The 25,794-nt window shown below is 63.2% G+C and carries 21 protein-coding genes; 11 read left to right on the top strand and 10 right to left on the bottom strand.

Annotated features, from left to right (window positions below):
• Window positions 1-39: 39 nt before the first annotated feature.
• The 3 genes from DCM79_RS03705 to DCM79_RS03695 all read left to right on the top strand — a co-directional run bounded on the left by DCM79_RS03705 (window position 40) and on the right by DCM79_RS03695 (window position 3,607).
• Entirely contained in the window at window positions 40-2,565 is a 2,526-nt protein-coding gene (locus DCM79_RS03705) for a glycogen/starch/alpha-glucan phosphorylase (RefSeq protein ID WP_257178689.1), read from the top strand.
• Between the two features lie 65 nt (window positions 2,566-2,630).
• Window positions 2,631-2,765 (top strand): hypothetical protein, encoded by a 135-nt coding sequence (locus DCM79_RS03700; RefSeq protein WP_257178688.1) that lies wholly within the window; start codon window positions 2,631-2,633, stop codon window positions 2,763-2,765.
• Between the two features lie 26 nt (window positions 2,766-2,791).
• The gene (locus DCM79_RS03695; protein WP_257178687.1) at window positions 2,792-3,607 is read left to right on the top strand and encodes an acyl-CoA thioesterase II; all 816 of its coding nucleotides are present in this window, start codon (window positions 2,792-2,794) and stop codon (window positions 3,605-3,607) included.
• Between the two features lie 212 nt (window positions 3,608-3,819).
• On the opposite strand, the gene DCM79_RS03690 is transcribed toward DCM79_RS03695, so the two are convergent.
• The 3 genes from DCM79_RS03690 to DCM79_RS03680 form a co-directional block, all read right to left on the bottom strand.
• Entirely contained in the window at window positions 3,820-5,436 is a 1,617-nt protein-coding gene (locus DCM79_RS03690; RefSeq protein ID WP_257178686.1) for a phosphoenolpyruvate carboxykinase, read from the bottom strand.
• 287 nt (window positions 5,437-5,723) lie between these two features.
• On the bottom strand, window positions 5,724-8,312 hold the full coding sequence (locus DCM79_RS03685; protein ID WP_257178685.1) for a CHAT domain-containing tetratricopeptide repeat protein: 2,589 nt from the start codon (window positions 8,310-8,312) through the stop codon (window positions 5,724-5,726).
• Between the two features lie 79 nt (window positions 8,313-8,391).
• Window positions 8,392-9,126: a HugZ family protein gene (locus DCM79_RS03680; protein WP_257178684.1), complete on the bottom strand. Its 735-nt coding sequence runs from the start codon at window positions 9,124-9,126 to the stop codon at window positions 8,392-8,394.
• Between the two features lie 242 nt (window positions 9,127-9,368).
• Between DCM79_RS03680 and DCM79_RS03675 the strand changes: the two genes are divergently transcribed.
• The 5 genes from DCM79_RS03675 to DCM79_RS03655 all read left to right on the top strand — a co-directional run bounded on the left by DCM79_RS03675 (window position 9,369) and on the right by DCM79_RS03655 (window position 13,471).
• The gene (locus DCM79_RS03675; protein ID WP_008542552.1) at window positions 9,369-10,070 is read left to right on the top strand and encodes a response regulator transcription factor; all 702 of its coding nucleotides are present in this window, start codon (window positions 9,369-9,371) and stop codon (window positions 10,068-10,070) included.
• A gap of 204 nt (window positions 10,071-10,274) precedes the next feature.
• The gene (locus tag DCM79_RS03670) at window positions 10,275-12,071 is read left to right on the top strand and encodes a sensor histidine kinase (RefSeq protein WP_257178683.1); all 1,797 of its coding nucleotides are present in this window, start codon (window positions 10,275-10,277) and stop codon (window positions 12,069-12,071) included.
• 26 nt (window positions 12,072-12,097) lie between these two features.
• A complete protein-coding gene (locus DCM79_RS03665) occupies window positions 12,098-12,622 on the top strand; it encodes an HPr kinase/phosphorylase (RefSeq protein ID WP_257180685.1) in 525 nt (174 codons plus the stop codon).
• A 133-nt stretch (window positions 12,623-12,755) separates the two neighbouring features.
• Window positions 12,756-13,157 (top strand): PTS sugar transporter subunit IIA, encoded by a 402-nt coding sequence (locus tag DCM79_RS03660; protein WP_028134014.1) that lies wholly within the window; start codon window positions 12,756-12,758, stop codon window positions 13,155-13,157.
• Window positions 13,154-13,471: an HPr family phosphocarrier protein gene (locus tag DCM79_RS03655; RefSeq protein WP_257178682.1), complete on the top strand. Its 318-nt coding sequence runs from the start codon at window positions 13,154-13,156 to the stop codon at window positions 13,469-13,471. The genes DCM79_RS03660 and DCM79_RS03655 overlap by 4 nt, the downstream gene beginning before the upstream one ends.
• A 124-nt stretch (window positions 13,472-13,595) precedes the next feature.
• Here the strand turns inward: DCM79_RS03655 and DCM79_RS03650 are convergent, their stop codons facing one another.
• On the bottom strand, window positions 13,596-15,221 hold the full coding sequence (locus DCM79_RS03650; RefSeq protein ID WP_257178681.1) for a glycosyltransferase family 39 protein: 1,626 nt from the start codon (window positions 15,219-15,221) through the stop codon (window positions 13,596-13,598).
• Between the two features lie 113 nt (window positions 15,222-15,334).
• Here DCM79_RS03650 and lepA point away from each other — a divergent pair, with 113 nt between their 5' ends.
• Window positions 15,335-17,146 carry a translation elongation factor 4 gene (gene lepA, locus DCM79_RS03645; RefSeq protein WP_061022830.1) on the top strand — a complete coding sequence of 604 codons (1,812 nt, stop codon included), beginning with the start codon at window positions 15,335-15,337 and terminating at the stop codon, window positions 17,144-17,146.
• 254 nt (window positions 17,147-17,400) lie between these two features.
• On the opposite strand, the gene DCM79_RS03640 is transcribed toward lepA, so the two are convergent.
• On the bottom strand, window positions 17,401-18,210 hold the full coding sequence (locus DCM79_RS03640; RefSeq protein ID WP_257178680.1) for a hypothetical protein: 810 nt from the start codon (window positions 18,208-18,210) through the stop codon (window positions 17,401-17,403).
• A complete protein-coding gene (locus DCM79_RS03635) occupies window positions 18,210-18,719 on the bottom strand; it encodes a Panacea domain-containing protein (RefSeq protein ID WP_257178679.1) in 510 nt (169 codons plus the stop codon). Before DCM79_RS03635 ends, DCM79_RS03640 begins: the two co-directional genes overlap by 1 nt.
• A 219-nt stretch (window positions 18,720-18,938) precedes the next feature.
• On the opposite strand from DCM79_RS03635, the gene DCM79_RS03630 reads away from it, so the two are divergent.
• The gene (locus DCM79_RS03630; protein ID WP_257178678.1) at window positions 18,939-20,369 is read left to right on the top strand and encodes a hypothetical protein; all 1,431 of its coding nucleotides are present in this window, start codon (window positions 18,939-18,941) and stop codon (window positions 20,367-20,369) included.
• A 162-nt stretch (window positions 20,370-20,531) separates the two neighbouring features.
• On the opposite strand, the gene DCM79_RS03625 is transcribed toward DCM79_RS03630, so the two are convergent.
• The 3 genes from DCM79_RS03625 to DCM79_RS03615 all read right to left on the bottom strand — a co-directional run bounded on the left by DCM79_RS03625 (window position 20,532) and on the right by DCM79_RS03615 (window position 23,479).
• Window positions 20,532-20,942, bottom strand: a complete 411-nt coding sequence (locus tag DCM79_RS03625) for an SRPBCC family protein (protein WP_257178677.1) — start codon at window positions 20,940-20,942, stop codon at window positions 20,532-20,534.
• 193 nt (window positions 20,943-21,135) lie between these two features.
• Entirely contained in the window at window positions 21,136-22,224 is a 1,089-nt protein-coding gene (locus DCM79_RS03620) for a tetratricopeptide repeat protein (protein WP_257178676.1), read from the bottom strand.
• A 10-nt stretch (window positions 22,225-22,234) separates the two neighbouring features.
• The gene (locus DCM79_RS03615; protein ID WP_257180683.1) at window positions 22,235-23,479 is read right to left on the bottom strand and encodes a serine hydrolase; all 1,245 of its coding nucleotides are present in this window, start codon (window positions 23,477-23,479) and stop codon (window positions 22,235-22,237) included.
• Window positions 23,480-23,729: 250 nt separating this feature from the next.
• Between DCM79_RS03615 and DCM79_RS03610 the strand changes: the two genes are divergently transcribed.
• A complete protein-coding gene (locus DCM79_RS03610) occupies window positions 23,730-24,944 on the top strand; it encodes an MFS transporter (RefSeq protein ID WP_257178675.1) in 1,215 nt (404 codons plus the stop codon).
• A 69-nt stretch (window positions 24,945-25,013) separates the two neighbouring features.
• Here the strand turns inward: DCM79_RS03610 and DCM79_RS03605 are convergent, their stop codons facing one another.
• Entirely contained in the window at window positions 25,014-25,595 is a 582-nt protein-coding gene (locus DCM79_RS03605) for a DUF1349 domain-containing protein (RefSeq protein ID WP_257178674.1), read from the bottom strand.
• Window positions 25,596-25,794: the final 199 nt, after the last annotated feature.

Below are 25,794 nucleotides of genomic sequence, written 5' to 3'. Positions count from 1 at the left end.
GGGCACGACGCGCAGATTGGTAAGAGTTCGACCTAGGAAATGACGGCTTTGCAGGATTCATCGTTCCAACCCAGTTTTCCGGCCCCGGGGCAGCCCATCGACGAACTCGCGCTGGCCGAGATCAAGGGCGCAATCCTGGCGAAGCTGCGGCTTGCCATCGGCAAGGATGCCGGCATGGCAACCAAGCACGACTGGTATCAGGCCGCAGCGCTCGCGCTGCGCGATCGCATCGTGCATCGCTGGCTCACCGCGGAGAAGCACAGCTACGACGCCGGCCGCAAGCGCGTCTATTATCTCTCGCTCGAATTTTTGATCGGCCGCCTGTTCAGCGACGCGCTCAACAACATGGGCCTTTTGAAGATCTTCGAGGTCGCGCTCGGCGATCTCGGCGTCTCGCTGCCGGAGCTGCGCAAATGCGAGCCGGACGCCGCGCTCGGCAATGGCGGCCTGGGCCGCCTCGCCGCCTGCTTCATGGAGAGCATGGCGACGCTGTCGATCCCCGCGATCGGCTACGGCATCCGCTACGATTACGGCCTGTTCCGCCAGATCATCAATCAGGGCTGGCAGCAGGAATATCCGGACGAATGGCTGAGCTTCGGCAACCCCTGGGAATTGCAGCGGCCCGAGGTGATCTACGACATCAATTTCGGCGGCGGCGTCGAGCATGTCGACGACAAGGGACGCGACCGCGCGATCTGGCATCCCGCCGAGACGGTGCAGGCGATCGCCTATGACACGCCGATCGTCGGCTGGCGCGGCCAGCACGTCAACGCGCTGCGGCTGTGGTCGGCGCGCTCGCCCGATCCGCTCAAGCTGGATGCCTTCAACAAGGGCGATTATGTCAGCGCCAGCGCCGAGCAGTCGCGCGCGGAGGCGATCTGCAAATTCCTCTATCCGAACGACGAGAGCCCGGCGGGCCGCGAGCTGCGGCTGCGCCAGGAATATTTCTTCGTCTCGGCCTCGCTGCAGGACCTGGTGAAGCGGCATCTCGCCTCCGACGGCCAGCTGCGCAGCCTGTCGTCCAAGGTCGCGGTGCAGCTCAACGACACCCATCCGAGCCTTGCCGTCACCGAGCTGATGCGCATCCTCGTCGACCTGCACAATTTCCGCTGGGACGAGGCCTGGAAGATCACCGTCGCCACGCTGTCCTACACCAACCACACGCTGCTGCCGGAGGCGCTGGAGACCTGGCCGGTCGAGCTGTTCGAGCGGCTGCTGCCGCGGCACCTCGAGATCATCTACCGCATCAACGTGCAGCACCTCGCGCTCGCCGAGGCGCGCTGCCCCGGCGACATCGACTTCCGCGCCTCGGTCTCGCTGATCGACGAGAAGAGCGGCCGCCGCGTGCGCATGGGCCAGCTCGCCTTCGTCGGCTCGCACCGCATCAACGGCGTCTCGGCGATGCATTCCGACCTGATGCGCGAGACCGTGTTCCACGACCTCAACCATCTCTATCCCGGCCGCATCACCAACAAGACCAACGGCATCACCTTCCGCCGCTGGCTGATGCTGGCCAACCCGAAGCTCACCGACCTGTTGCGCGAGAGCTGCGGCGAGGCCGTGCTCGACGATCCCACCCAGCTCGCGCTGATCGAGACCCGCGCAAGCGACGTCGAATTCCAGAAGAGGTTCCGCAGCGTCAAGCTTCACAACAAGACCGCCCTCGCCCGCCTGATCGGCGAGCGGCTCGGCATCAAGGTCGATCCGACCGCTTTGTTCGACGTGCAGATCAAGCGCATCCACGAGTACAAGCGCCAGCTCCTGAACGTCATCGAGACGGTCGCGCTGTACCAGGCGATCAAGGACGATCCCAACGGCAATTGGGTGCCGCGGGTGAAGATCTTCGCCGGCAAGGCGGCGGCGAGCTACCGCTACGCCAAGCTGATCATCAAGCTGATCAACGACGTCGCCGAGGTCGTCAACAACGACCCCGCGATCGCCGGCAAGCTCAAGGTCGTGTTCCTGCCCGACTACAATGTCAGCCTCGCCGAGGTGATCATTCCCGCGGCCGACCTCTCCGAGCAGATCTCGACCGCCGGCATGGAAGCGTCCGGCACCGGCAACATGAAGCTGGCGCTGAACGGCGCCATCACCATCGGCACGCTCGACGGCGCCAATATCGAGATTCGCGACCATGTTGGCGCCGAGAACATCGCGATCTTCGGCATGGAGGCCGGCGACGTGATGATCCGCCGCAAGCAAGGGCTCGACGCCTCCGACGTGATCCGCAATTCGCCGAAGCTGCAGCGCGCCATCAACGCGATCGGCGGCGGCGAGTTCTCGCCCGGCGATCCCGGCCGCTTCGAATCCATCGCGCACGCGCTGCGCTATCTCGACCACTACATGGTCAGCGCCGATTTCGATTCCTATTATGAGGCGCAGCGCGCGGTCGACGCGCGCTGGCAGGTGACGCCGGCCTGGACCCGCGCCTCGATCCTCAACGTCGCGCGCATGGCCTGGTTCTCGTCGGACCGCACCATCCGCGAATACGCCGAGGAGATCTGGAACGTGCCGGTGAACCCGACCACGCCGCTACTGCCGGACCTGCGGAACGTCGCAGGCTGATTTTCCGCGGCATGGAAGCGGGATTACCTGCGAGGTTATTTGCATCTCGCAAGGCGGATGATGATATGACTGCCATCATCCCCAAGGCGGAGTCGGTGAACCGACGCCGCCACCTCAAACGCCGTCATTGCGAGCGCAGCGAAGCAATCCAGAATCTTTCCGCGGAGACAGTCTGGATTGCTTCGCTGCGCTCGCAATGACGGGTGGGGCGACACCGAGGACTCCCATGCACGCCAAGCTCCCGCACCCCTTCGACGACGCGACCCGCATCACCGCGGGTGACAGCAGTTGGCAGGGACACACCAGCGACGATTACTGGGCCTTTGTCGGCCCGTTCGGCGGCGCCACGGCCGCGACGATCCTCCGCGCGCTGATCGAGCATCCGCAAGCCGCCGGCGATCCGCTCGCGCTCACCGTCAATTATTGCGCGCCGATCGCCAAGGGCGCGTTCGATCTCGACGTGCGGCTGGTCAAGGCCAACCGCTCCAGCCAGCACTGGTGCGTCGAGCTCAGCCAGGGCGGCGGCGAGGTCGCAACGCTCGCCACCGCGGTGTTCGCCGAACGGCGGCCGTCCTGGGAGCACCGGGTGGCGCAATATCCCGAGGCCAAGCCGTTCGAGGAGACCATGCCGTTCCCGAAGATCGCGGCGTCCTGGGCCAACCAGTACGAATTCCGTTTCGTCGAGGGCGAGATGCGGATCGGCCCGCAGCAGGCCGAGCCCGCCAGCACCTATTCGAAAATCTGGATCAGCGACCGCACGCCGCGCAAGCTCGACATGCTGTCGCTGACGTCGATGTCGGACGCCTTCTTCGGCCGCATCTTCCACGCAAGGCGCGAGATGGTGCCGTTCGGCACGGTGTCGCTGACGACGTATTTTCACACCGACAGCGCAGAGCTCGCGAGCGAGGACATCACCCGCGTGCTGGCGACGGCGGATTCCAAGATCATGCACAAGAGCTACGCCGACCAGAACGCCGAGCTGTGGTCGCCGAACGGCCGGCTGCTCGCGACCACGACGCAGATCGCGTATTTCAAGGCGTAGCTGTTTCTCCCCTCTCCCCTTGTGGGAGAGGGGGGCTCGCCGCGCAGCGGCGAGACGGGTGAGGGGTTCTCTCCGCGGGCACTTCTCTTACACCTGAGTTTGCGGACAGAACCCCTCATCCGGCGCTTCGCGCCACCTTCTCCCACAAGGGGAGAAGGAAAGAAAAAAGGGCGGCCCTGCGGCCGCCCTTGTGCATTCAAGGAAACGGAGCCTCACTCCGCCGCGAGCTTCACGTCCGGGGCTGCCGCACGCACGTCGGCGTCGACCTGGGCTTCGAACTTGGCGAAGTTCTTCTGGAACATGCCGACCAGCGCGCGGGCGGTCTTGTCGAACTCGTCCTTGTCCTTCCAGGTGTTGACCGGGTTGAGGATCTCGCTGGGCACGCCGGGCAGCGCGGTCGGGACCGCGAAGCCGAAATACTTGTCGGTGCGGAATTCGACGTTGCGCAAGCTTCCGTCGAGCGCGGCGGTGAGCAGCGCGCGCGTCACCTTGATCGGCATGCGCGAGCCGACGCCGTACTTGCCGCCGGTCCAGCCGGTGTTGACCAGCCAGCAATCGACATTGTGCTGGGCGATGAGGTCGCGCAGCATGTTGCCGTAGACGCTGGGGTCGAGCGGCAGGAAGGGCGAGCCGAAGCAGGTCGAGAATTCCGGCTGCGGCTCGTTGCCGAGACCGCGCTCGGTGCCCGCGACCTTGGCGGTGTAGCCGGACAGGAAGTGATACATCGCCTGCGCCGGCGACAGCTTCGCGATCGGCGGCAGCACGCCGAAGGCGTCGGCGGCGAGCATAACCACGTTCTTCGGCTGCGGCGCGCGGCCGGTGCGCGAGGCGTTCGGGATGAAGTCGAGCGGATAGGCCGAGCGCGTGTTCTCGGTCTTGGAGCCGTCGTCGAAATCCACGATCCGGGTGTCCTCGTCGAGCACGCAGTTCTCGAGCACCGCGCCGAAGCGGGTCGAGGCCGCGAAGATCTCGGGCTCGGCTTCCTTCGACAGCTTGATGCACTTGGCATAGCAGCCGCCCTCGAAATTGAAGACGCCGTTCGGGCCCCAGCCGTGCTCGTCGTCGCCGATCAGGGTGCGGTTGGGATCGGCCGACAGCGTGGTCTTGCCGGTGCCCGACAGGCCGAAGAAGATCGCGGTGTCGCCCTTGGCGCCGACATTGGCCGAGCAATGCATCGGCATCACGCCGCGCTCGGGCAGGTAATAGTTCAGCGTGGTGAAGACCGACTTCTTCATCTCGCCGGCATAATAAGACCCGCCGATCAGGACGATCTTGCGGGTGAAATCGATCGCGACCACGTTCTCCGAGCGGCAGCCGTGACGTTTGGGATCGGCGCGGAAGCTCGGCATGTCGATGATGGTGAGTTCCGGCACGAAGGTCGACAGCTCGATCGCCTCGGGGCGGATCAGGAGAGTGCGGATGAACAGCGAGTGCCAGGCGAGCTCGGTGAAGACGCGCGTCTTGATCCGGTAGGCCGGGTCGGCGCCGCCGTAGAGGTCCTGCGCGAACAGCTTCTTGCCTTCGGCGTGCTTGAGGAAATCTTGATAGAGCGTCTCGAACTGCTCCGCGGTGATCGACTGGTTGCCGGCCCACCACATCTTCTTGTCGGTGGTGGCGTCACGCACCGTGAACTTGTCCTTCGGGCTGCGCCCGGTGAACTCGCCGGTGTCGGCGCAGAGTGCACCGTCGGCGGACAGCACCGCCTCGCCGGCCGCGAGCGAGTATTGATAGAGTTGCGGCGCACCAAGATTCCAGTGAACCTGCTTGAGATTCTTTAAGCCGAATTTGTCGGCGCCGAAGGCACCGTTGCGCACGCCCGTCTCTTGCACGAAAAAATCCTCCTAGAACCCGCGACACCCTGCGCGACCAAGTTTGGACGCCATCGCAGTCACCGTGATGAATGGGCCATTCGGCCTCGGCTGAACGACCTAATAATCATGAACGCTGGCGTTGCCAAGCTGATCCCGCAGGATTTGGTTTATTCAAGGACCGCGCCAAACGTCGCGCATGTCAGCTCTGAGCAGGGGCAACCAGAAAACACAAATGATCGCGCAACCAAATGCGTGTTTGCGCGTTACGTCAGGTTATTGCGACGCACAATCCCTGAGGAATCGTTTCATTTTACCTCGCCTTCGCCGATCAGCGCGAACGGTCCCCACATGGCTGGGTAGGCGTTGCGCGGCGAAGTGGCGTCGTCGACAAACGTTAACATCGCGCGGCGCAAGGCTTCGGCACGACCGATCCTTGGTTCGTTCTTGAGCAGCTCGAATGTCGACGTGGTCAAGCGGGTGGCGGCCTCCGAATCCACGGCCCAATGCGAGACCAGGAGCGCGCGGGCCCCTGCGTAGAAGAACGAGCGCGCCAATCCCGACAGTGCCTCGGCGCCCGGCTTGTCGCCGGCGATGGTGTTGCAGGCGGACAGCACCACCCAATCGGCGTTGAGCTTGAGCTGCGCCACCTCGCTCGCGGTCAGAAGACCATCGTCGAACTCCGACGGCTGATCGGGAATGGACAACGCGAGGGAGGGCTCGGCCAGTCCCTTGATGTCGCCGGCGACGAGACCGTGGGTGGCAAAGTAGATGATGCCGTATTGAGCAAGCGCTGCACGCTTCAGCGTCGTCTCGCTGGCATCGCGCCCGAGATGGATGTCGGCCTTGGCCGCGCCGACGTCCCTCGCCACCGCGTTCAGCTCGTCGGCGGTATCGGGCAGTTGCGGCAGCGCCTGCGCCAGCCGCGCGCGATCGACGCCGGCGCCGCGCCAGAAATCGGTGTAGGCGATCGTCGCAATGCTGCGCGCGGCGACCTTGTCGCCGGCTGCGCGACGGTCGGCCGGCCCTTCGGCCGCGGGATTGAAGACGGGATCGCCGAAGCCGGTCATCGGCTTGACGCTCTGATCCTTGCGGGCAGAGGCACGCAGCGATTTCAGGGAGATCACCGACGGCAACACCGAGACGGCCTGACGCCGCAGCAGCCAGGCGGCATCGCGATAGCCCTCGAGCCGGTCCGGAATCGCAGCCTGCGGCTTCTCCGTCACCAGCAGATGAAACGGCAACGCCGTCAGCGCCGCCGAGGGCACCACCAGCAAATTGCGCTTGTCCTTCGTCAGCGCCTCGACCGGGCCGAGCAACGCCGCATGGAGCTCATGGGCCAGCGCAAGGTCGAACAGGCCCGACTTGCCGGAGGCATCGCGCGCCTTGCCGACATCCAGCCCCTTGCGGAAGGCGGCGACCTTCTGCGTCACCGCATCCGCGCCGAGCGGGATCTCCTTCCACTCGGCGCCCTCGCGCGTGATCGCGATGACATGGCTCTGCCTGTCGACGACGGAATAGATCACCATCGCTTCGTCCGCCGACAGCAGCGGCTGGATGTCCTTCACTGCCAGCGGCAGCGGGTTGGAGAGCGAGGCATAGTCGGGAAACTCGAGCGTGAGGGTCTTCTGCAAGCCCGCACGCTCGTTCGCGATCGTGGCGATCCGCGTGCGACTGCGCTGCTCGACCGCGCGGTCGCGCTGCGTAGATGGCTTCGACACCGCCGCGACGATGGCCTTGTCGAGCGCCTCGGACTCGGCGGCGAGATCCTGATCCTGGCGCACGAGCTCGGCGAGCCGGTCGCTGCCGGCGGCCATCCGCACCGCGAGCTTGTTCACGGCAGCGGCGGCGGAGGATTGCGTGCCGCGCTGGACCGCGGCCAGCGCCTTGTCGAGCGCCTTGTCGTCGGGCAGCAGATGCTGCTGCCGCGCGGACAGCAGGATCGGCAGCACGATGCGCAGCTGCGCGCGACCGCTGGCAAGCGTCTTGTCCGCGAGCGGCAAAGCATCGGCGGTGCGCCCGGAGACGTAGAGGAAATAAGCAAGATTGCCGGTCGAGATCAGGGTATCCGGATGGTCCGCCCCGAGCGCGCGTTCGCGGATGGACAGGGCACGGCGATAGAGCGGCTCGGCCTCGGCATAGCGCTGCTGATGCTCGTAGAGGCCCGCGAGATTGTTCAGCGAGCGCGCGACATCGGGATGATCGGCCCCCAGCACCTTCTCGCGGATCGCCAGCGAGCGCTTGATCGGCGCCTCGGCGTCGGCTTTGCGGTTGAGGTCGCGATAGACCTGGCCGATGTTGTTCAGGACGGTCGCGACCGCGGGATGCTCGGGCCCGGCGGCCTTTTGATAGATCCCGAGGGCCCGCTGGAATAGCGGCTCGGCGTCGGCCGGGCGCTGCTGCTTGGCGTAGAGCGTGGCGATATTGTTGAGGGACTGACCGACGTCGGGATGTTCGCGCGGCAGCGCTTTCTCGCGCACGGCCAGTGCACGCTTGAACAGCGGCTCGGCCTCTGCGAAGCGACTTTGCCGCTGATAGAGCGCGGCGAGATTGGTCAGCTCGGCCGCAACCAATGCGTTGTCGAGGCCGAGCGATTTTTCCATGAGCGCGATCGCGCGCTTGTAGAGCGGCTCAGCCAGATCGTCTCGCCCCTGAGCGGCATGGACCTGGCCGAGATTGTTCAACGCGCCGGAGAGATCGCGGCCGTTGTCCTTCTCGAGGCCAGCGACCATCGCCTGCGCGAGCGGCAGCGCCTCCGAATATTTTCCGGCGCGGATGAGCGCGCTGAGCCGCGCGCTCTCGGCGGCAAGACCCTTCTGCCCGAGGCAGGGGGTCACCAGCGATGCGGTGATCGCGAGCGCCAGACCTGCGACCAGCGTCAAACGACGACGTGTCATGAACCCCTCTCGCGGCCGACCTCGAACCATACCGGTGTTGGGTCGCCGCGGCGGAGGAGAGCGTTCAAAGCGTTGCGCTTCAGTCCATCTTGCTGCGCGCTTCGCCAGCAAGACGCACCAGCATCTTGCGCAGCGACGTGCCGTCGGTCACCCGCTCCGGGAAATCCAGCCGCAGCGCGATCTGGCCGTCCTGCATGTCGAGGCCTTCCGGATCGCAGCCGGTGCAGCGCCAATCACCCGCGCCGGCACCCAGGAGCTTCGTCGCATAGAGGCCCATGGTCTCCCGATGGTCGGCGTTCATATGCGCGACGGCGCCCTCCTCCGCCGCCAGCAGATCCTCGGCCCCGGTGAGATCCGTGAGAAACCGCTCGGGCTGGAGATCGACGATCCGGCCGAAACCGGCGACCAGATGGGTTCCCGTGGGGCGGATCCGGAAGAACGAGAAATCTTTAAAAGAAACAAAGTTTTCCGCCGACGGATGGGCATTGAGATACCGCCGCTGGAGCAGATCCCTTTCGGCCCCGGCCTGCTCCGCCCGGCCGGACAGCATGATCCGGGCGCCTTCCAGCGGATCGCCTTCCGCCCGCTCGTCCAGCATCAGCGAGACCCGGCTGTCGGCAAGGATATTCCTTGTATGCACGGCAAGGCTTGAGATCAGCAGAATGGGCGAGCCGTCGGGATGGCTGGCCAGATTGATCAGGGAACAATAGGGATCGCCGCTGCCGACCATCAGGGTTGCCAGCGCCCCCTGGCGCGATCGTCGCAGCAGGGATTTGGCGAGCTTTGCGGGGTCGAAATCAGGGGTCGGTTGCATCGGCTTTCTCGGCTCAGGTGGTTGCAAGGGAGGCCTTTTTTCGGGTAAACGGGGGCCTGGTTATGGGTCGACATGCGGCGAATCTGCCGTGTTTCGTGGAACTTGGTCACACTTCAGCCCAGCTTGCATTGCTCGGTGACAAGGTTCGAACGCCGACTTCGGCACCCATGTATGCGGCGCATCAGTGGATTGCTCGCCGTTTCAAGCCACGACCCAAAACGGAAAGCAGAAAGCAGAGGCTCATGCCCACAATCGCTTTGGTCGACGACGACCGCAACATTCTCACATCCGTCTCGATCGCGCTGGAAGCCGAAGGCTACCGCATCATGACCTACACCGACGGCGCCTCCGCGCTGGACGGTTTCCGCACCACCCAGCCTGATCTGGCCATCCTCGACATCAAGATGCCGCGCATGGACGGCATGGAGACGCTGCGCCGCCTGCGGCAGAAATCCGATCTGCCGGTGATCTTCCTGACCTCGAAGGACGAGGAGATCGACGAGCTGTTCGGCCTCAAGATGGGCGCCGACGATTTCATTCGCAAACCGTTCTCGCAGCGCCTCCTCGTCGAGCGTGTCAAGGCGGTGCTGCGCCGCTCGGCGCCGAAGGACCCGACCGTCGCGCCGAAGGAGAACGACGCCAAGGCGCTCGATCGCGGCCTTCTGCGCATGGACCCCGAACGGCATACCTGCACCTGGAAGAACGAGCCGGTGACGCTGACCGTCACCGAATTCCTGATCCTGCAGGCGCTGGCGACCCGGCCCGGCGTGGTCAAGAGCCGCAACGCGCTGATGGACGCCGCCTACGACGACCAGGTCTATGTCGACGACCGCACCATCGACAGCCACATCAAGCGGCTGCGCAAGAAGTTCAAGGTGGTCGACAACGAGTTCGAGATGATCGAGACGCTGTACGGCGTCGGCTATCGTTTCAAGGAAGCCTGAGGCGGCAGGCAGCTTCACGAACGGACTACGAGCATCGCCGGTTCTGATTGCATCGGGACCGGGATCGCTCCAGAGCGCGATGAGATCATCGTGCTCGGTTTGTTTCTCGAGCATGATCCTTTCGGAAAACCGCTGCACACTTTTCCGGATCATGCTCTAGAATGTGGGGACCTTCTCAACGCCGTCTGAACACGGGCGTAAGCATTGCTGGACCGAACGCAGCCTGATCCCAACCAGAGCGCCGGCGACGTCGCATCCGACGGCGTTCAGGAGCCATTTGCCGAAGCCAGGCCGCAGGGCTTCCGGCCGCTGAACTGGCTGAAGCGCGCCGGGCAGTTCTTCTTCGCGCTGTCCTTTTCCAGCCTCACCCGCCGCATCGTCTCGCTCAACCTCGCCGGCCTCGTCGCGCTGGTCGCCAGCATCCTCTATCTGTCGCAATTCCGCGCCGGCCTGATCGACGCGCGGGCGCAGAGCCTGCTGGTGCAGGCCGAGATCATCGCCGGCGCGATCGCGGCCTCGGCCACGGTGCAGACCAACGCCATCACCATCGATCCCGACCGGCTGCTCGACCTCAAGCCGGGCGAGACCTATGGCGGCCCGGACGAATATTCGCCGCTGGATTTCCCGATCAATCCGGAGCGGGTGGCGCCGGTGCTGCGCACGCTGATCTCGCCGACCAAGACGCGCGCCCGCATCTACGATCCGAACGGCAGCCTGCTGGTGGACAGCCGCAACCTCGAAAACGTGCTGCGCTACAATCTGCCGCCGCCGGCCGAGAAGCCCGGCATCGTCGAGCGCGGCATGGTCGCGGTCCGCACCTGGCTGAACCGCGGCGACCTGCCGCTCTATCGCGAGCTAGGGCCCGAGAACGGCAACGGCTATGCGGAGGTGGGCGATGCGCTCCAGGGCCAGAAGCGCTCGATGGTGCGGGTCAATGCCCGCGGCGAGGTGATCGTCTCGGTCGCGGTCCCCGTGCTGCGCTCGCGCGCGATCCACGGCGCCTTGATGCTGTCGACGCAAGGCGACGACATCGACCAGATGGTCACTGCCGAGCGCCTCGCCATCCTCAAGGTCGGCGGCGTCGCGGCCGCCGTCATGATCATGCTGTCGCTGCTGCTCGCGAGCACGATCGCAGGTCCGGTGCGCCGGCTCGCCGACAGCGCCGAGCGCGTCCGCCGCCGCATCAAGGCCCGCATCGAGATTCCGGATTTCACCCGCCGCCGCGACGAGATCGGCCATCTCTCGGGCGCATTGCGCGACATGACGAGCGCGCTCTACAGCCGCATCGAGGCAATCGAGATGTTCGCCGCCGACGTCGCCCACGAATTGAAGAACCCGCTGACCTCGCTGCGCTCGGCGGTCGAGACGCTGCCGCTGGCGCGCAACGAGACCAGCCGCGCGCGCCTGCTCGAGGTGATCGAGCACGACGTCAAGCGGCTCGACCGCCTCATCTCGGACATCTCCGACGCCAGCCGCCTCGATGCCGAATTGCAGCGCCAGGATGCGATCCCGGTCGATTTGCGCCGCCTGCTGACGACACTGGTGTCCGTCGCCAATGAAACGAAGCTCGGCCATGACGTCGCGGTCGAGACGCGCTTCGAGGGCCGCAGCCCGAGCGACACCTTCGCCGTCAGCGGCCATGATTCGCGGCTCGGACAGGTGGTCTCCAACCTGCTCTCCAACGCACAATCGTTCTCGGAAGCCGGCAACAAGGTGCGCCTCACCTGCCGCCGCGTGCGCTCCGAGATCGAGATCGTGGTCGACGACGACGGCCCCGGCATTCGCGACGACGCACTGGAGCGCATCTTCGAGCGCTTCTACACCGACCGTCCGCATCAGGGTTTTGGCCAGAACTCCGGCCTTGGCCTGTCGATCTCCAAGCAGATCGTCGACGCCCATGGCGGACGCATCTGGGCCGAGAACCGTGCCGGCCCGCCGGACGACGAGGGCATCCCGACGGTCGCAGGCGCGCGCTTCGTGGTCAGGCTGCCGGCGCTATGAGCCAGGGCCGATTGAACGACGGCGGCTTGAACGAGGGCGGCCCGAGCGTTCACGCCTCCGCGGTCAAGGTCGGGCCCGTGGCGGTGCTGATCCGCGGGCCCTCGGGCTCGGGCAAGTCGCGCCTTGCCTTCGATTTGATCATGGCGGGACGCGCGGGCGTGGTCGATAGGGCCGTTCTGGTCGGGGATGACCGTGTCCATCTGGCGACAGTCGGCGATGAAATTGAGGTCCGCCCGGCGCCGCGCCTCAAGGGCCTGATCGAGATCCGGGGCCTCGGAATCCGCGGCTGCGACTTCGTGGAGCATGCGACCGTCGGTCTCGTGGTAGACCTCGACGCCGCGGACGCCGAGCGCCTGCCGCCGCCCGAAGCCCTGAAAACCAGCATTTCTGGTGTCGAAATACCGCGAATTCCGGTGGGCCGCGACCATTCACCCCTCCCCTTGGTTGTCGCCGCCTTGACCACTACCAAGAGTTCATCTTCCGTTAACCCTTCAGGCGATTGTTTGAAGGGAAATGGTAACCATATGAACCCCACTATCGCGACCGAATAGACCGGCGCAGCTCCCCTCATCCATCCGTCTAGATTCAGGGAGATACGCAACATCCCCTCTTGCGCGGGGGCTCTGGATGGTCAAAGTGGCGCGTTCGTGCGGTGCACCAAAAGCGCCCGCGAGGAGTTTTCCGATGATTGGTCTAGTACTTGTGACCCACGGGCGCCTTGCCGACGAATTCAAGGCAGCGCTTGAGCATGTCATGGGCCCACAAAAGCAAATCGAGGCGATCACGATCGGCGCCGAAGATGATTCCGATCTGTGCCGAAGCGACATCATCGAGGCGGTTAACCGCGTCGATTCCGGCGACGGCGTTGCGATCCTCACCGACATGTTCGGCGGCACGCCGTCGAACCTTGCAATATCCTGCATGAGCCGGCCCAAGGTCGAAGTGCTCGCAGGCATCAACCTGCCCATGCTGGTGAAGCTCGCCAAGGTGCGCGAGGAGCGCACGCTGCCCGACGCGATCGCGATGGCACAGGAAGCCGGCCGCAAATACGTCACCATCGCCAGCCGCGTGCTCGCCGGCAAATGACCGGCGAGGCGTCACAAGCGGGGGCAGGCGTGCCCGCGGGCGCGATCTCCAAGGATCTCCTGATCATCAACAAGCGCGGCCTGCACGCCCGCGCCTCGGCAAAATTCGTCCAGGCGGTCGAACGCTTCGACGCGCAAGTGTGGGTGACGCGCGGCGGCGAGACCGTCGGCGGCACGTCGATCATGGGTCTGATGATGCTCGCCGCGGGACCCGGCACCACCATCACGGTCGCCGCCGCCGGCCCCGATGCCGAAGCCGCGCTCGCGGCGATCACCGAGCTCGTTGAAAGCAAGTTCAACGAGGAAGGGATTTAGCTCTCTCCAGCGCACGCAGTGCCGTAGGGTGGGCGAAGCGAAGCGTGCCCACGCATCTTTTCGCGACCGAGAGAGATCGTGGGCACGGCGCAAGTGCGCCTTTGCCCACCCTGCGACAGCTCGGTCATTTCCCCGGCGGTACGATGTAGACATTCCAGCTCATCGACGGGCCGGGCTTGCCGTGGGTGAAGCGGCGCGTGGTCATCACGATGCGCTCGGCGTTCGGCGCGGTCTCGGAGATCCATTTCTCGAACTTGGGCAGGCGTTCGTCGCTGGCATCGACCACGCCGATGAAGCCGTAGCGCTTGACGTCGTCGAGCGAGGTCAGCCCGGAGGCCCAGGCTTCGTTCGGCGTGAACGGGCTTGGGTGATCGGCACTGTAGAACACCATCGGCTGGATCGTCTCCATCGTGCCCGCAACGACGGCCCAGCGCGAGGCGAAGCGCGCGTGCCAGGCCTGGGTCAGCTCGCGCGCGAGCTCCGAGCGCGCGCCATAGGTCGCGGTGTTGCCGGCATTGGCCGTCATCTCGCGCGCGGCAATCCAGGGCGAGGCAATGAGCGTCGCGACGCTGAGCACGAGCCAGATCGCGGCGATGTTGAACAGGCTCGCGCTCTGCACGCGCAAGGTGGGGATCGCGACCAGCGCCAGCGGCACCAGGAAGAATAGCGAGATGCCCCAATCGGTCTTCATGTAGATGCTGAAGACCAGAGCTCCCAGCGGCGGGCCGAACGCGACGACGATCTGGATGATCCAGACGTTCAGCGCCTGCGAGACGTTGACGCCCGAATTGGCGCCGCGCCGCCACGCCCGCGTGACGATGCGCGCAGGCGCGCGCACCAGCAGCGTCAGCCACGGCGGCACCAGCGCCATCGCCAGCCCGGCGAGCGCCACCGGCAAGGCCAGCAAGCCGAAATTATGCAGGAGGTAGCCGGCGACGAGCTGATGCACCTGGCTCTTGTCCTGGAGGCTGTAGGTGTCGCCGGCATAGGTCAGCGGCACGAAATGCGCCTCGGCCAGCCACACGATGTGCGGGATCATCGCCAGCGCCATCGTCACGATCGCCACCCATGGCGCCGGCGAGAGCAGGAATCTCATCCGCTCCGGATGGATCAGCGCGGCAAGGCCGATGGCGCCGATCATGGTCAGCACCCAATATTTGGTCATCAGCGCCAGCGCGCCGGCGAGCCCGAGCAAGACGCCGGACTGCCAGCTCCGCTTCTCGAACGCGTTGAGATAAGCAAGCACCAGCAGCGGCAGCGTGACGAGCTGCAGCAGATCCGGGTTGTACTTGAAGCCCTTGAAATTGAAGATCGGGTAGAGCGCCACCATCACCACGACCAGGAAGGCGCGGCGCGCATCCACCACGCGCAAGGCCACCAGCCAGCAGATCACCATGCCGACGCCGACGGTCGCCATCGCCAGCGCATAGGTCGCCCAGTCCGCCGCCGGGAACGCGCTGAACCAGAGACCGGCCACCCAGCCCGACAACGGCGGGTGCTTGCCGTAGCCCCACAGGAATTTCTGGCCCCAGCCATAGGCTTCCGCGACGTCCATGTGAACATCCTGCGCCGCCTTGAGATTGATCAGGATGAAGGTCCAGAGCACCGCATGCAGGATGGCGAGCTGGATCACCAGCCACAATCTCGCCTCGGGGCGGACCGCGCAGGCCACCAACCAGGCCCGGACGCGGGTCAAGCTCAGGCGGGAATTCGCGCGCACCCTGTGGGTGGGAAGAGACGTGATCGACATGGGCCGTTGCTAGCGCGTTTTGGGCGATCGTGGAATCAGCTTGGCGTGAACAAAGGCCCTGAAATTACAGCAATATGGTTGCCGCACGGGGATGTGAGTGGTATCCCGCGCCCATGACGACCGTCCCCATTTCCAACATCCGCAATTTCTCCATCGTCGCCCATATCGACCATGGAAAATCGACGCTGGCCGACCGCCTGATCCAGATGACGGGCGGGCTCTCCGACCGCGAAATGGCGGGCAAGGAGCAGGTGCTCGATTCCATGGACATCGAGCGCGAGCGCGGCATCACCATCAAGGCGCAGACGGTGCGCCTGTCGTACCGCGCCAAGGACGGCAAGGATTACATCTTCAACCTGATGGACACGCCCGGCCATGTCGACTTCGCCTACGAAGTCTCGCGGTCGCTGGCGGCCTGCGAGGGTTCCCTGCTGGTGGTCGACGCCAGCCAGGGCGTCGAAGCGCAGACGCTCGCCAACGTCTACCAGGCGCTCGACAACAATCACGAGATCGTTCCGGTCCTGAACAAGGTCGACCTGCCCGCGGCCGAGCCCGAGAAGGTCAAGCAGCAGATCGAGGACGTCATCGGCATCGACGCCTCCGACGCGGTGATGATCTCGGCCAAGACCGGCCTCGGCGTCCCCGACGTGCTGGAGGCCATCGTCACCCGCCTGCCGCCGCCGAAGGGCGACCGCGACGCGACGCTGAAGGCGCTGCTGGTCGACAGCTGGTACGACGTCTATCTCGGCGTCGTCGTTCTGATCCGCGTCGTCGACGGCGTCATGAAAAAGGGCCAGCGCGTGCGCATGATGGGCACCGGCGCGGCCTACGACGTCGAGCGCGTCGGCTTCTTCACGCCGAAGATGCAGCAAGTCGACGAGCTCGGCCCCGGCGAGATCGGCTTCATCACCGCCGCGATCAAGGAAGTCGCCGACACCCGCGTCGGCGACACCATCACCGACGACAGGAAGCCTGTCACCGAAATGCTGCCGGGCTTCAAGCCCGCCATCCCCGTCGTGTTCTGCGGCCTCTTCCCGGTCGACGCCGACGACTTCGAGACACTGCGCGCCGCGATGGGCAAGCTGCGGCTGAACGACGCCAGCTTCTCCTTCGAGATGGAGACCTCGGCCGCACTCGGCTTCGGCTTCCGCTGCGGCTTCCTCGGGCTTCTTCACCTCGAGATCATCCAGGAGCGGCTGTCGCGCGAGTTCGATCTCAACCTGATCGCGACCGCGCCGAGCGTCATCTACAAGATGAAGCTCACCGACGGCAGCGAGCTCGAGATCCACAATCCCGTCGACATGCCCGACGTGGTCAAGATCGCGGAGATCCAGGAGCCCTGGATCGAGGCGACGATCATGACGCCCGACGAATATCTCGGCAGCGTGCTGAAGCTGTGCCAGGACCGCCGCGGTTCGCAGAAGGAGCTCACTTACGTCGGCTCCCGCGCCATGGTGAAATACGATCTGCCGCTCAACGAAGTGGTGTTCGACTTCTACGACCGCCTGAAGTCGGTCTCCAAGGGCTACGCCTCGTTCGACTATCATCTCACCGACTACAAGCCGGCCGACCTCGTCAAGATGCAGATCCTGGTCAATGCCGAGCCGGTCGACGCGCTCTCGATGCTGGTGCATCGCACCCGCGCCGAAGGCCGCGGCCGCGCCATGGTCGAGAAGATGAAGGAGCTGATCCCGCCGCACATGTTCCAGATCCCGATCCAGGCGGCGATTGGCGGCAAGGTGATCGCCCGCGAGACGGTGCGCGCGCTGCGCAAGGACGTCACCGCGAAATGCTACGGCGGCGACATTACGCGTAAGCGCAAGCTTCTGGAGAAGCAGAAGGAAGGCAAGAAGAAGATGCGGCAGTTCGGCAAGGTCGACATCCCGCAGGAAGCCTTTATTGCCGCGCTGAAGGTGGACAGCTGAGGCGAGGCTCGGCACGGTCGGTCCCCTCTTCGGGGTCAGCCAACAAAAATTGCGAAAACAACCCCATGCACAGTAGCCGCCCCCTTGGCGGCATTGCGCTTTTTCGAGTTTTGCGAATCCGATTTGACCCGTCGGGCGAAACAGGGGCATAATGCCATCAGCAGTCGTGATCGACAAACCGGAAAAGCACAAATCGACGGGTTGAAGCACCATCGAGAAACATACCGCGTCCAGAGTGAACAAGCTGGAGCGAACTATTTCTTATGGAAGAGATCTTCCAAAGAAGGGCCTACTTCATCGACCGCATTTTCGGCTTTCATCCTGTTCCTAAGCTCATCAATCTCGCTTTGGAGAATCGATCGCGCTTGTTCCCGGGCCAATGCAAATATCTCCACGCAATCGCTGAGCTCCGCTTTTGACAGCAAGTCGTAATCACCGCGGCGCCACAACTCTATCTCGCGACAATTTTCGTTTGCTTCCTCTTGCTTTCTAGCTTCGCTCTGCGGAAAAAACAGCACTTCGCCAGGTGACGCTTGATAGTCCGTCAAGGAGAAGAAAGCATCCTCATAAACTGTCATAAGGAGACGTCGCTGGAGCAACCGCAGTGGATTATTCGCCCATCCGCAGACGAACAGAGGAACGAACTTACCCTTCTCGCGAATGATTGAAAGCGGCGCTACCGGCACAAGCACATCCCTCGAAACGCGAAAGAATTCCTTCTCGAATTCAATCGGGTTTGACGACGAATACCTACGCGTCTCATCGTAGTCGAAAAACGCCTCGACCAATTGCTTATTCTGGACCCTGCCAGCCGGCGCCCCCTTGCTAGCGGCCACCTTGATAGCAGCGTCGAGCCCAATACCAAGTTCTAGCCTGTCCTTTATCGCACGGTAACCTGGTTGATAGCCGAAAGCCGGTTGACCTTTCGCAAAGCTAAGAATTGCTTTTGCGGTCGGTCGCACATCATCAAAAATAAACCGAACCCAGTTTGGCCCAGCAGGTGGAAAATCCAATTTCCGAAGAATTTTGAGACGCTTCACGATTTCAGCGCTGTATTCGATCATCAGTGCCTCGCAGCTTTAGCGTACCAACTCACGATCAGATCGTCTGATATTTGCATAGAAGGGTTCGCCTTGGAGCTATGATTCCAAACCTGATCCCAAGGCCCGCCAGCTTCATGCGACATTGACACGAGAGAACTAGCCGAAAACGCAACAAACTTCTGGCCTACTTCCTCTACGAATAGGCGCTCCTGTTCGGGCAAGAGCGCCTCACAAAGCTCCCGTTCACCCGTACGCGGATTGATTCGGTGAGCCCGCGCGTTGATCGGCTTATCACCACACGACTTAAACTCGCGATACAGCTCTCGAAATACTGGGCCATATTCCCATGCTTCAATCTTCGCTGAAACCAATGGCTTTCCAAATCGAGCAAGAAAGAAAGCATGCAGAAAGAAAACGATCTTATTGATGCTTAAGTTCGAGACCTGCCGACCGCGCTGATCAGCAAGATCTAAAACCAAATTTGCGATAGCACGGACATCATTAGACATAGCGCAGAATAGAATATTCACGTTTTGTTCGCAATAAGCCAAACGCTATTTTCCACTGATTCGGAGCATCGAGTCCTACCGACAAACGTACCCGCTCCGCCCCGCTCTTTAGCCCAATACTGGGGCCGCCCCCCACCAGACGTCCGTTAAACGATGCGATCGTCCAACTTCGCCAAAACAACTTGGAGTTACATCTAAAGGTCTGCTTTATTGTGGGCATGACAGGGAGGGAGACCGTCAATGTTGGACAAAGCTGGCCTACTAAAGGAGTTTGAGCTCTTCAGCGGCAACGGCGGCGGCATCGAAGCCTGGTTCTCGGAAACGATGCCCGACGTCGTTGCGAACCATCTCTGCAATTGCGAGGTGCGGAACATCCCTTTCGAAATCCTCAACCAGCTCCTAATTCTCTCGCACGAAGCCGGCATGTCCTACGGCTTTTTCAACTTTTACTTTCTGTCCAATCCGCACCCTGTTGGAGCCTATTGGTACGACCCAAAGAAGCTGCCTGAGTTCGACGAGAAGTTCTTAGAGGCTAGTGCAATCATCAACCTATCCCACCTGAAATGGGGATTGCACCGCCTCTACACCGATGGACTACTCTATTTCGGCAATATCCGCGAGTGTTACCGAAGCCTCCGAGGCCTTTCGAAGGCGCAGTTAGAAGACTTTTTCCGCGCCAGGATTCACGACACCAACGATCTCACGAGCCGCAGCGACTATCTGCCTTTAAATCACATCGCGAAAGACGAGCGATATTTGATCGCTGAGGTCGCTTGCAAGACATACGCGCCGGCGGACCGGTCTATGCCCTCGCTTCTCGAATACATACAGCGACGCTACGAACAACTCTCTGAAGCAGGACAGAAACGACTCACGGTAAAGAATCTAATCTCGGACAGTCGGTCACAAGAAGACAAATACGATGAATATCAGCTTTCGTTCTCGCTTGACGAAGCGATAGACAAAGAAGTTTCAAGCGCGGCCGATCTTGAGAAAACTATTGGGCCGCTTGTTGCCAAGTTCGAACGAGCTCGGGAAAATGCGTTGAAGAATACAAGCCTCTATCTTTCGATGATCTCTGACCTAGACGTGTATGTTGCTACTAGCATGCGCAATCGGGATGATTTCCGCACCATGGCAGAATTCTGCGAAGATGTATTTGGCGACCCCAAGATCAGCGCTTTGAGATTGAGATATTTCGATCCGACGATGAGCGCAGCTGACAACCACGAAGACAAGGGGCTAATCGAATGTTTGATGGTCAAATGCTCGAAAATGTTGATCTACAACGCCGGGAAATCTGACAGTTACGGAAAGGATGCTGAGGCCGCGATGGCCCTGAGCTTGGGCAAGCCCGTAATTTTCTTCTGCGATACGGAGACTAAGCAGAAATTGTTCAAAGACATTCATCCGCTCGCTCGCCTGATCAACTTCCACAACGGCGTCGCCGTTGGTTCGATTGTGATGGACGACCGACGCGAGGTCGCAGAGATGGTTCGACGCATCTTCTATAACGATATGGAGTTCCAACTGACTAAGAAGAAGGATGGATATTTCCTATTGCAAGAAAAACTCACTGGGTCGACGGTGAGGGTACAGTCAAACAACTCTCTCCTTCGCGAAACATTCTGGAACTACTACCATCGGGAGCCTCCCTTTCGGAGAGGGTGAATACGGCACCTCCGGCGACAACTTAGTTCACCATCATTTTCTCTCCACCCTTGCAGAAGGCAAATCGTACGCGCGTAGCCGCCCGCCTTGCTCTGCGGATGGTGGCAGCATCTCAGGGCGCGTGATGCCAGCAACGCATCAGCACGCACGCCGCCCGAACGATCACACTTTCTTCGCCTCGACGTACCTCGCGAAATTGTCGAGGATCGCCTGCCAGCCACTCCGCTGCTGCTCCTCCGAGTGCGTCGTCTCGCCATCGAAGACGACACGGACGACAACGCCCTTCGGGCCCGGCACGAATTCGACCTCGGCCCTCCGGTCGCCGAACGCATATTCGATCCGCTTGTGCTCGACGATCCCAGTGTAGGTGCCGGCGAAGTCGAAGCCCATGCTGCCGTCCTTTGCCTCCATCCGGGACGAGAAGGCGCCGCCTTCCCGCAAGTCAACCGTCGCCCTGGTCGTGTGCCAGTCGTCGGACGCCGCATTCCACTTCACGATGTCGGCTGGCGTCGTATAGGCCTGCCAGACCTGATCGATCGGGGCAGCTACGCTGGTTTCGACGGTGATCCTCATGGGCATTGCTCCAGTACGGCTTTGACGGCTCGAGTTGACGGAATCTCGTTTCATGTGCCGGGTCCATTCCAGCACGTCCGCGACGTGTCGACCCAAGGACGATCGAGACCGGCCCATGCCGACATGGTCCGGCGTCAATGTGCCAAAAAAGTTGGAGAAGTCGTGGTGTGGGCAAACGCCCTACCATCCTGGTTCAGATCGGCCTTGTCTTCGCTCGGATGGCCATCGACCGTTTCAGGACCTGCTGGGCATCGGCATGGCGGCCTTGGTACTTGTAGAGACCAGCGAGGTTATCCAGAACGCCGGCGAGATCCGGATGATTGGGGCCGAGGGTTTTCTCGAAAGTGGCCGCCGACCGCTTGAACAGCCGCTCGGCCTCCGCATTGCGGCCCTGACGCCCGTAGAGAGCAGCCAGATTGTTCTGTGCCTGCGCGATGTCGGGATGATCGGGGCCGAACGCCTTTTCGGTCACTGCCATTGACCGCTTCAGCAGCCGCTCGGCATCGGCATAGCGATGCCGATTAGTATAAGCGTCCGCCAAATTGTTCATCAGCACCGTGGCTTCGGGATCGTCGGGACCGAGCGCCTTCTGCAGCACCGCGAGGCCTCGCTTGAACAGCGGTATGGCCTGATCGTATCGGCCCTGATGGCTGTAGACGGCGCCAAGATTGCTCAACGCCATCACGATCGATGGATCATCGCTTTTCTCGTGAATTGCGATCGCCCGCTTGAGCAGCGGCTCCGCTTCGGCGTAGCGCTCTTCCGCGCGATAGAGATCGCCGAGATTGTTCAGCACCATCGCGACTTCGGAGTGATTCGGGCCTAGCGTCTTCTCCTCGATGGCCAGCGCGCGCTTGTACAGCGGTTCGGCAACGGCGTATTGGCCAAGATTGTAGTGGATCGTGCCGAGGTCGTTCAGCGGCGTCGCGACTTGCGCATCATCAGGGCCGAACTCCTTCTCGCGAAGGGCCAGCGACTTCTGCGCCAACGGCAGCGCTTCCATGTACTTCCCGGCCCGATAAAGCTGCTTCATCTGCCGGGTCAGCGTGCCCGCCTCGTCCTCCTCGGCATGGGATGGCGCGCCGAAGGACAGGCTCAAGGCGAGCGCCGTGACTGCAACACAGATGGATGCTTTCAGAGCCTTCATCGCGCCTTCCCTCGTCGCTGACATCAGGGACCTACGCGCCGTTGGTGCTCCCGGAAGCCGGACAGGTTCAATGCAGCCGCGGCTGTCTGACGCGACCGACCGCGCCGGGCGCGGCTGTATGCCATTGGCAGGCATCAGCAATTCATCAGTGCCCGAGCTGCTGAAGCACGGCGGACCATAGCGCCAGCGGCTCCCTGAGGCCACCGGGCTCGGTCGGCTTCTTGCGGACGGCGGTGTGCACCATGACGAGCTTGGAGGCGGGATCGACCAGGATGATTTGGCCGCGGATGCCGAGCAGGGCGAATCTGCGCTGCTCGCCGGGGAGGAGCCACACTTGATAGCCGTAACCGAGAAAGGGCGTGGCAACGCGCGGCGCGAGATGACCATCCTCTGGCCTGACGGTCGTTGCATCGAGCAGCCATTGCCGGGGGATCAGCTGCCGCCCCTCCCAGGCGCCGTCATGCGCGAGCAACCGGGCCAGGCGCGCATAGTCGCGCAAGATGGCGTTGAAGCAGCAAAAGGCGACCTCCTGCCCGCTGCCGTCGATCGCCCACGAGGCATCCGCTTCGGTGCCGATGGGATCCCAGATCCGGTCGTGGAGATAGTCGGCAACCGGCGTGCCGGTGGCAGCGCGCAGGACCAGGCCGAGGATTTCCGTTTCAACGCTGGCATAGTGCCATCTGGTCCCCGGCGGTGCGGTTCGGGTATTGAATTGCGCGACGATTGCGGCGGGGTCCTTCGGCTCGTCGACGAACAGGGCCCGCCCGAGCCGGGCGATGTCGTCCTTGCCGTCGTAGACTTCCGAGAACGCGACGCCCGACGACATGTTCAGCAGGGCACGGATGGATGTGTTTCCATATTCCGTTCCTGCAAGGCCGGGAACGTAGGTCGAGACGAGGTCGTCGATCGACTTGATCCGCCCTTCCGAGACCGCGATCCCGACCAGCATGGCCACCAGCGTCTTGGCCATGGATTGCGAGACAAAGCGGTGGCGGTCGGTCCGTGCATATTGATAGTGCTCGAACAGGATGGTGTCGTCCCGGGCGATCAGGAGTCCCGTTACTGGATTGCGCTTGAGATACTCCGCGATGCTCAGCCGCTGGCTATCGAAGCTATAGGCAATCGGCGGCTCCGGCGCGCGCTTGAATGACCAGGTCACCGCCGCGCGGCGAACCGGGCGCGAGCGATAGAGCTCGTCGTAATGGCTGTAGGCCCCGACCAGCTTGTCAAGCTGGGGGGCGCCCCCGCGTGTGCCGACCGGATAGCCCTCAGCCGCGCCGTAGAGCTCGGCATCCGGGCCGCTATCCGAAAACACCGGCCCCGGCTCGCGGGCGGAGCTGCGGCCGTCGTCTGCGCAGGCTGGAGATGCCGCGACCGCGGCGGCGAGCATGACTGACAAGACAAGCCCGCGGCAATTGCGCGGCCTGCAGAGCGCTTCCCATGTCATTGGACTTGCCTCCTCACGCGTTCTTGCGGATGCGTTAGTGAGAACAACAAAGCAGGCCGGTGGCGAGCGGCACGCTATCATGACGGGCAGGCGGTGTCAGCCGTGCGCCCGGCGCGCCTTGCTCTCCGGAAGCGGATGGGCCACCATCCCTCCACGCGCAGCATCAACAAGAGCAACAGCGCCGAGGAAACGCATGAGCAAGCCGTCACGCTTCGACTATGGCTGGGTCGTTGTCGCCGCAGGCGCGCTGATGACATGCGTCGGATTCGGCACGATGCTGTCGCTGGCGGTGTTCCTGCAGCCGATCTCGGACGCCATGGGCTGGTCGCGCGCCGGCGTGTCCGCGGCGGCGACGCTGGATTTCCTCTTCATGGGATTTGCCGCGTTCCTGTGGGGCGCGCTGTCGGACCGGTTCGGCACCCGCATTGTGGTTCTGGCGGGAAGCCTGCTGCTGGGGCTTGGCCTCGTCACCGCGAGCCAGGCGACCAGCCTGTGGCAGTTCCAGCTCTGCTTCGGCGTGCTGATCGGCATTGCCGCCGGCAGCTTCTATGCGCCGATGATGGCGCTGGCGAGCGCCTGGATCGAGAAGAACAGAAGTCTGGCCGTGGCGCTGGTTTCGGCCGGCATGGGCGTGTCGCCGGTGACGATCGCACCGGCTGCAAGCTGGCTCATCACGGCCTACGACTGGCGCACTGCCATGCTGGTGATCGGCTGTGCCGCCTGGGCGCTGCTGATCCCCGCCTGCTTTCTGGTGCGTCCGGCGGCGGCGGTCGACGCGAGCGCAGACGCGGCGCCGGAGGTCGAGCTGACCGCGGCGCAGGCGTTGCGCACGCCGCAATTCATCGCGCTGGCGGCGGCGCATTTCGCCTGCTGCGCGGCGCATTCCGGCCCGATCTTCCACATGGTCTCGTACGCGATGGTCTGCGGCATCGCTCCGCTCACGGCGGTGACGGTCTACAGCGTCGCCGGCGTCTCGGGCCTCGGCGGCCGCCTGCTGCTGGGCGCGCTGGCCGATCGCATCGGCGCCAAGCCGGTGCTGGTCGGCGGGCTCCTGGTGCAGGCGATCTGCATCGCGACCTATCTTGCGGTGGCGCTGCTCGGCGAGTTCTACGCGCTCTCGGTCGTGTTCGGCCTCGCCTATGGCGGGGTGATGCCGCTCTATGCCGTGCTGGTCCGCGAGTTTTTCGGCGCCCGCATCATGGGGACGGTGTTCGGTGCGGTGTCGGCCTTCGCCAGCCTCGGCATGGCGCTCGGCCCATGGGCAGGCGGGCTCGTGTTCGACAGCTTCCAGCAATACACGTGGCTGCATGCCGGCTCGTTCGCGATCGGCCTCGCCGCCGTCGCGGTGGCGCTGAGCTTCCCGACCAGGCGCGGGCCATCGCTCGCCCTCGGCCGCGCCGCGGCCTGATTTCAACGAGCGAGGACATCGCCAGTTTGCCTTGGCGGGCGGACGTCAACCCGCTTTCGCTTGTGCTCCTCATCCCAGATCATGAAGCGCCTTGCCAAGCGGCGGCCCCAGCCGAAAATCGGAAAAGGCGACCGCTAATCCCGACCGCTCCGGCGTGCAAGCCATGGGGCCAACGAGATAGGAAGAACTCTCCGCGAATGGCGCGAGCCGCATGAGAGGCCACATCTTTCCATCGGTCGAGGCCTGCAAACGAAGAACACCATGCGCAACCGTGACACGCAATCGGAAGTCACTGGCGTCGTGCTCATAGTGGGCTGTTACCCAGTCCGATTGCCCCGCAGTCAGCACGCTCGACAGCATGGCGCGCCCGTCCGAAAACTCGATCCCCGCCTTGAGCCAGCGACGTTCGTCTATACGCACCATCAGGCCCGCTTGATCGTAGAGCGCCTTGAAATCAGCCCGGATGCGAAGTTCGGCCGTGAACGCATCTCCCGTCTCAAAACCGAGGAAATGTCCGCTATCGCGGATAAAGCCGTAATGTGTCTCGCGCCAAAAGTCAGTGGCCTGGTCCGTTATCAGTTCAAGGAGGTTTTCCTTTTCGGACCATGACTTCGGCTCGTTCAACCAAGTGCCGCCAGACCTACCAAACATTCGTCGTGCTCCCTCTGAACCGGACGCCCCCTTGTCCAACAACCAAGCGCGCAGAGAAAGAATTTTGTGCTCGGCACATGGGTGGGGACACCTTCTCCTGGAGCACAACTCGGCTGGCCGACCTCAGGTCCGCCATTGTCGAAGGCTTTGCGTCAGCAAGCCGGCGTCATGAGTCCGCCCCTTGGTCGGACTTCGAGTT

It is taken from the genome of Bradyrhizobium sp. WBOS07 (assembly GCF_024585165.1).
Classification (GTDB): domain Bacteria; phylum Pseudomonadota; class Alphaproteobacteria; order Rhizobiales; family Xanthobacteraceae; genus Bradyrhizobium; species Bradyrhizobium japonicum_B.
The sequence above is the reverse complement of the archived record's forward strand: the minus strand, read 5'-3'. Positions and strand labels throughout refer to the sequence as shown.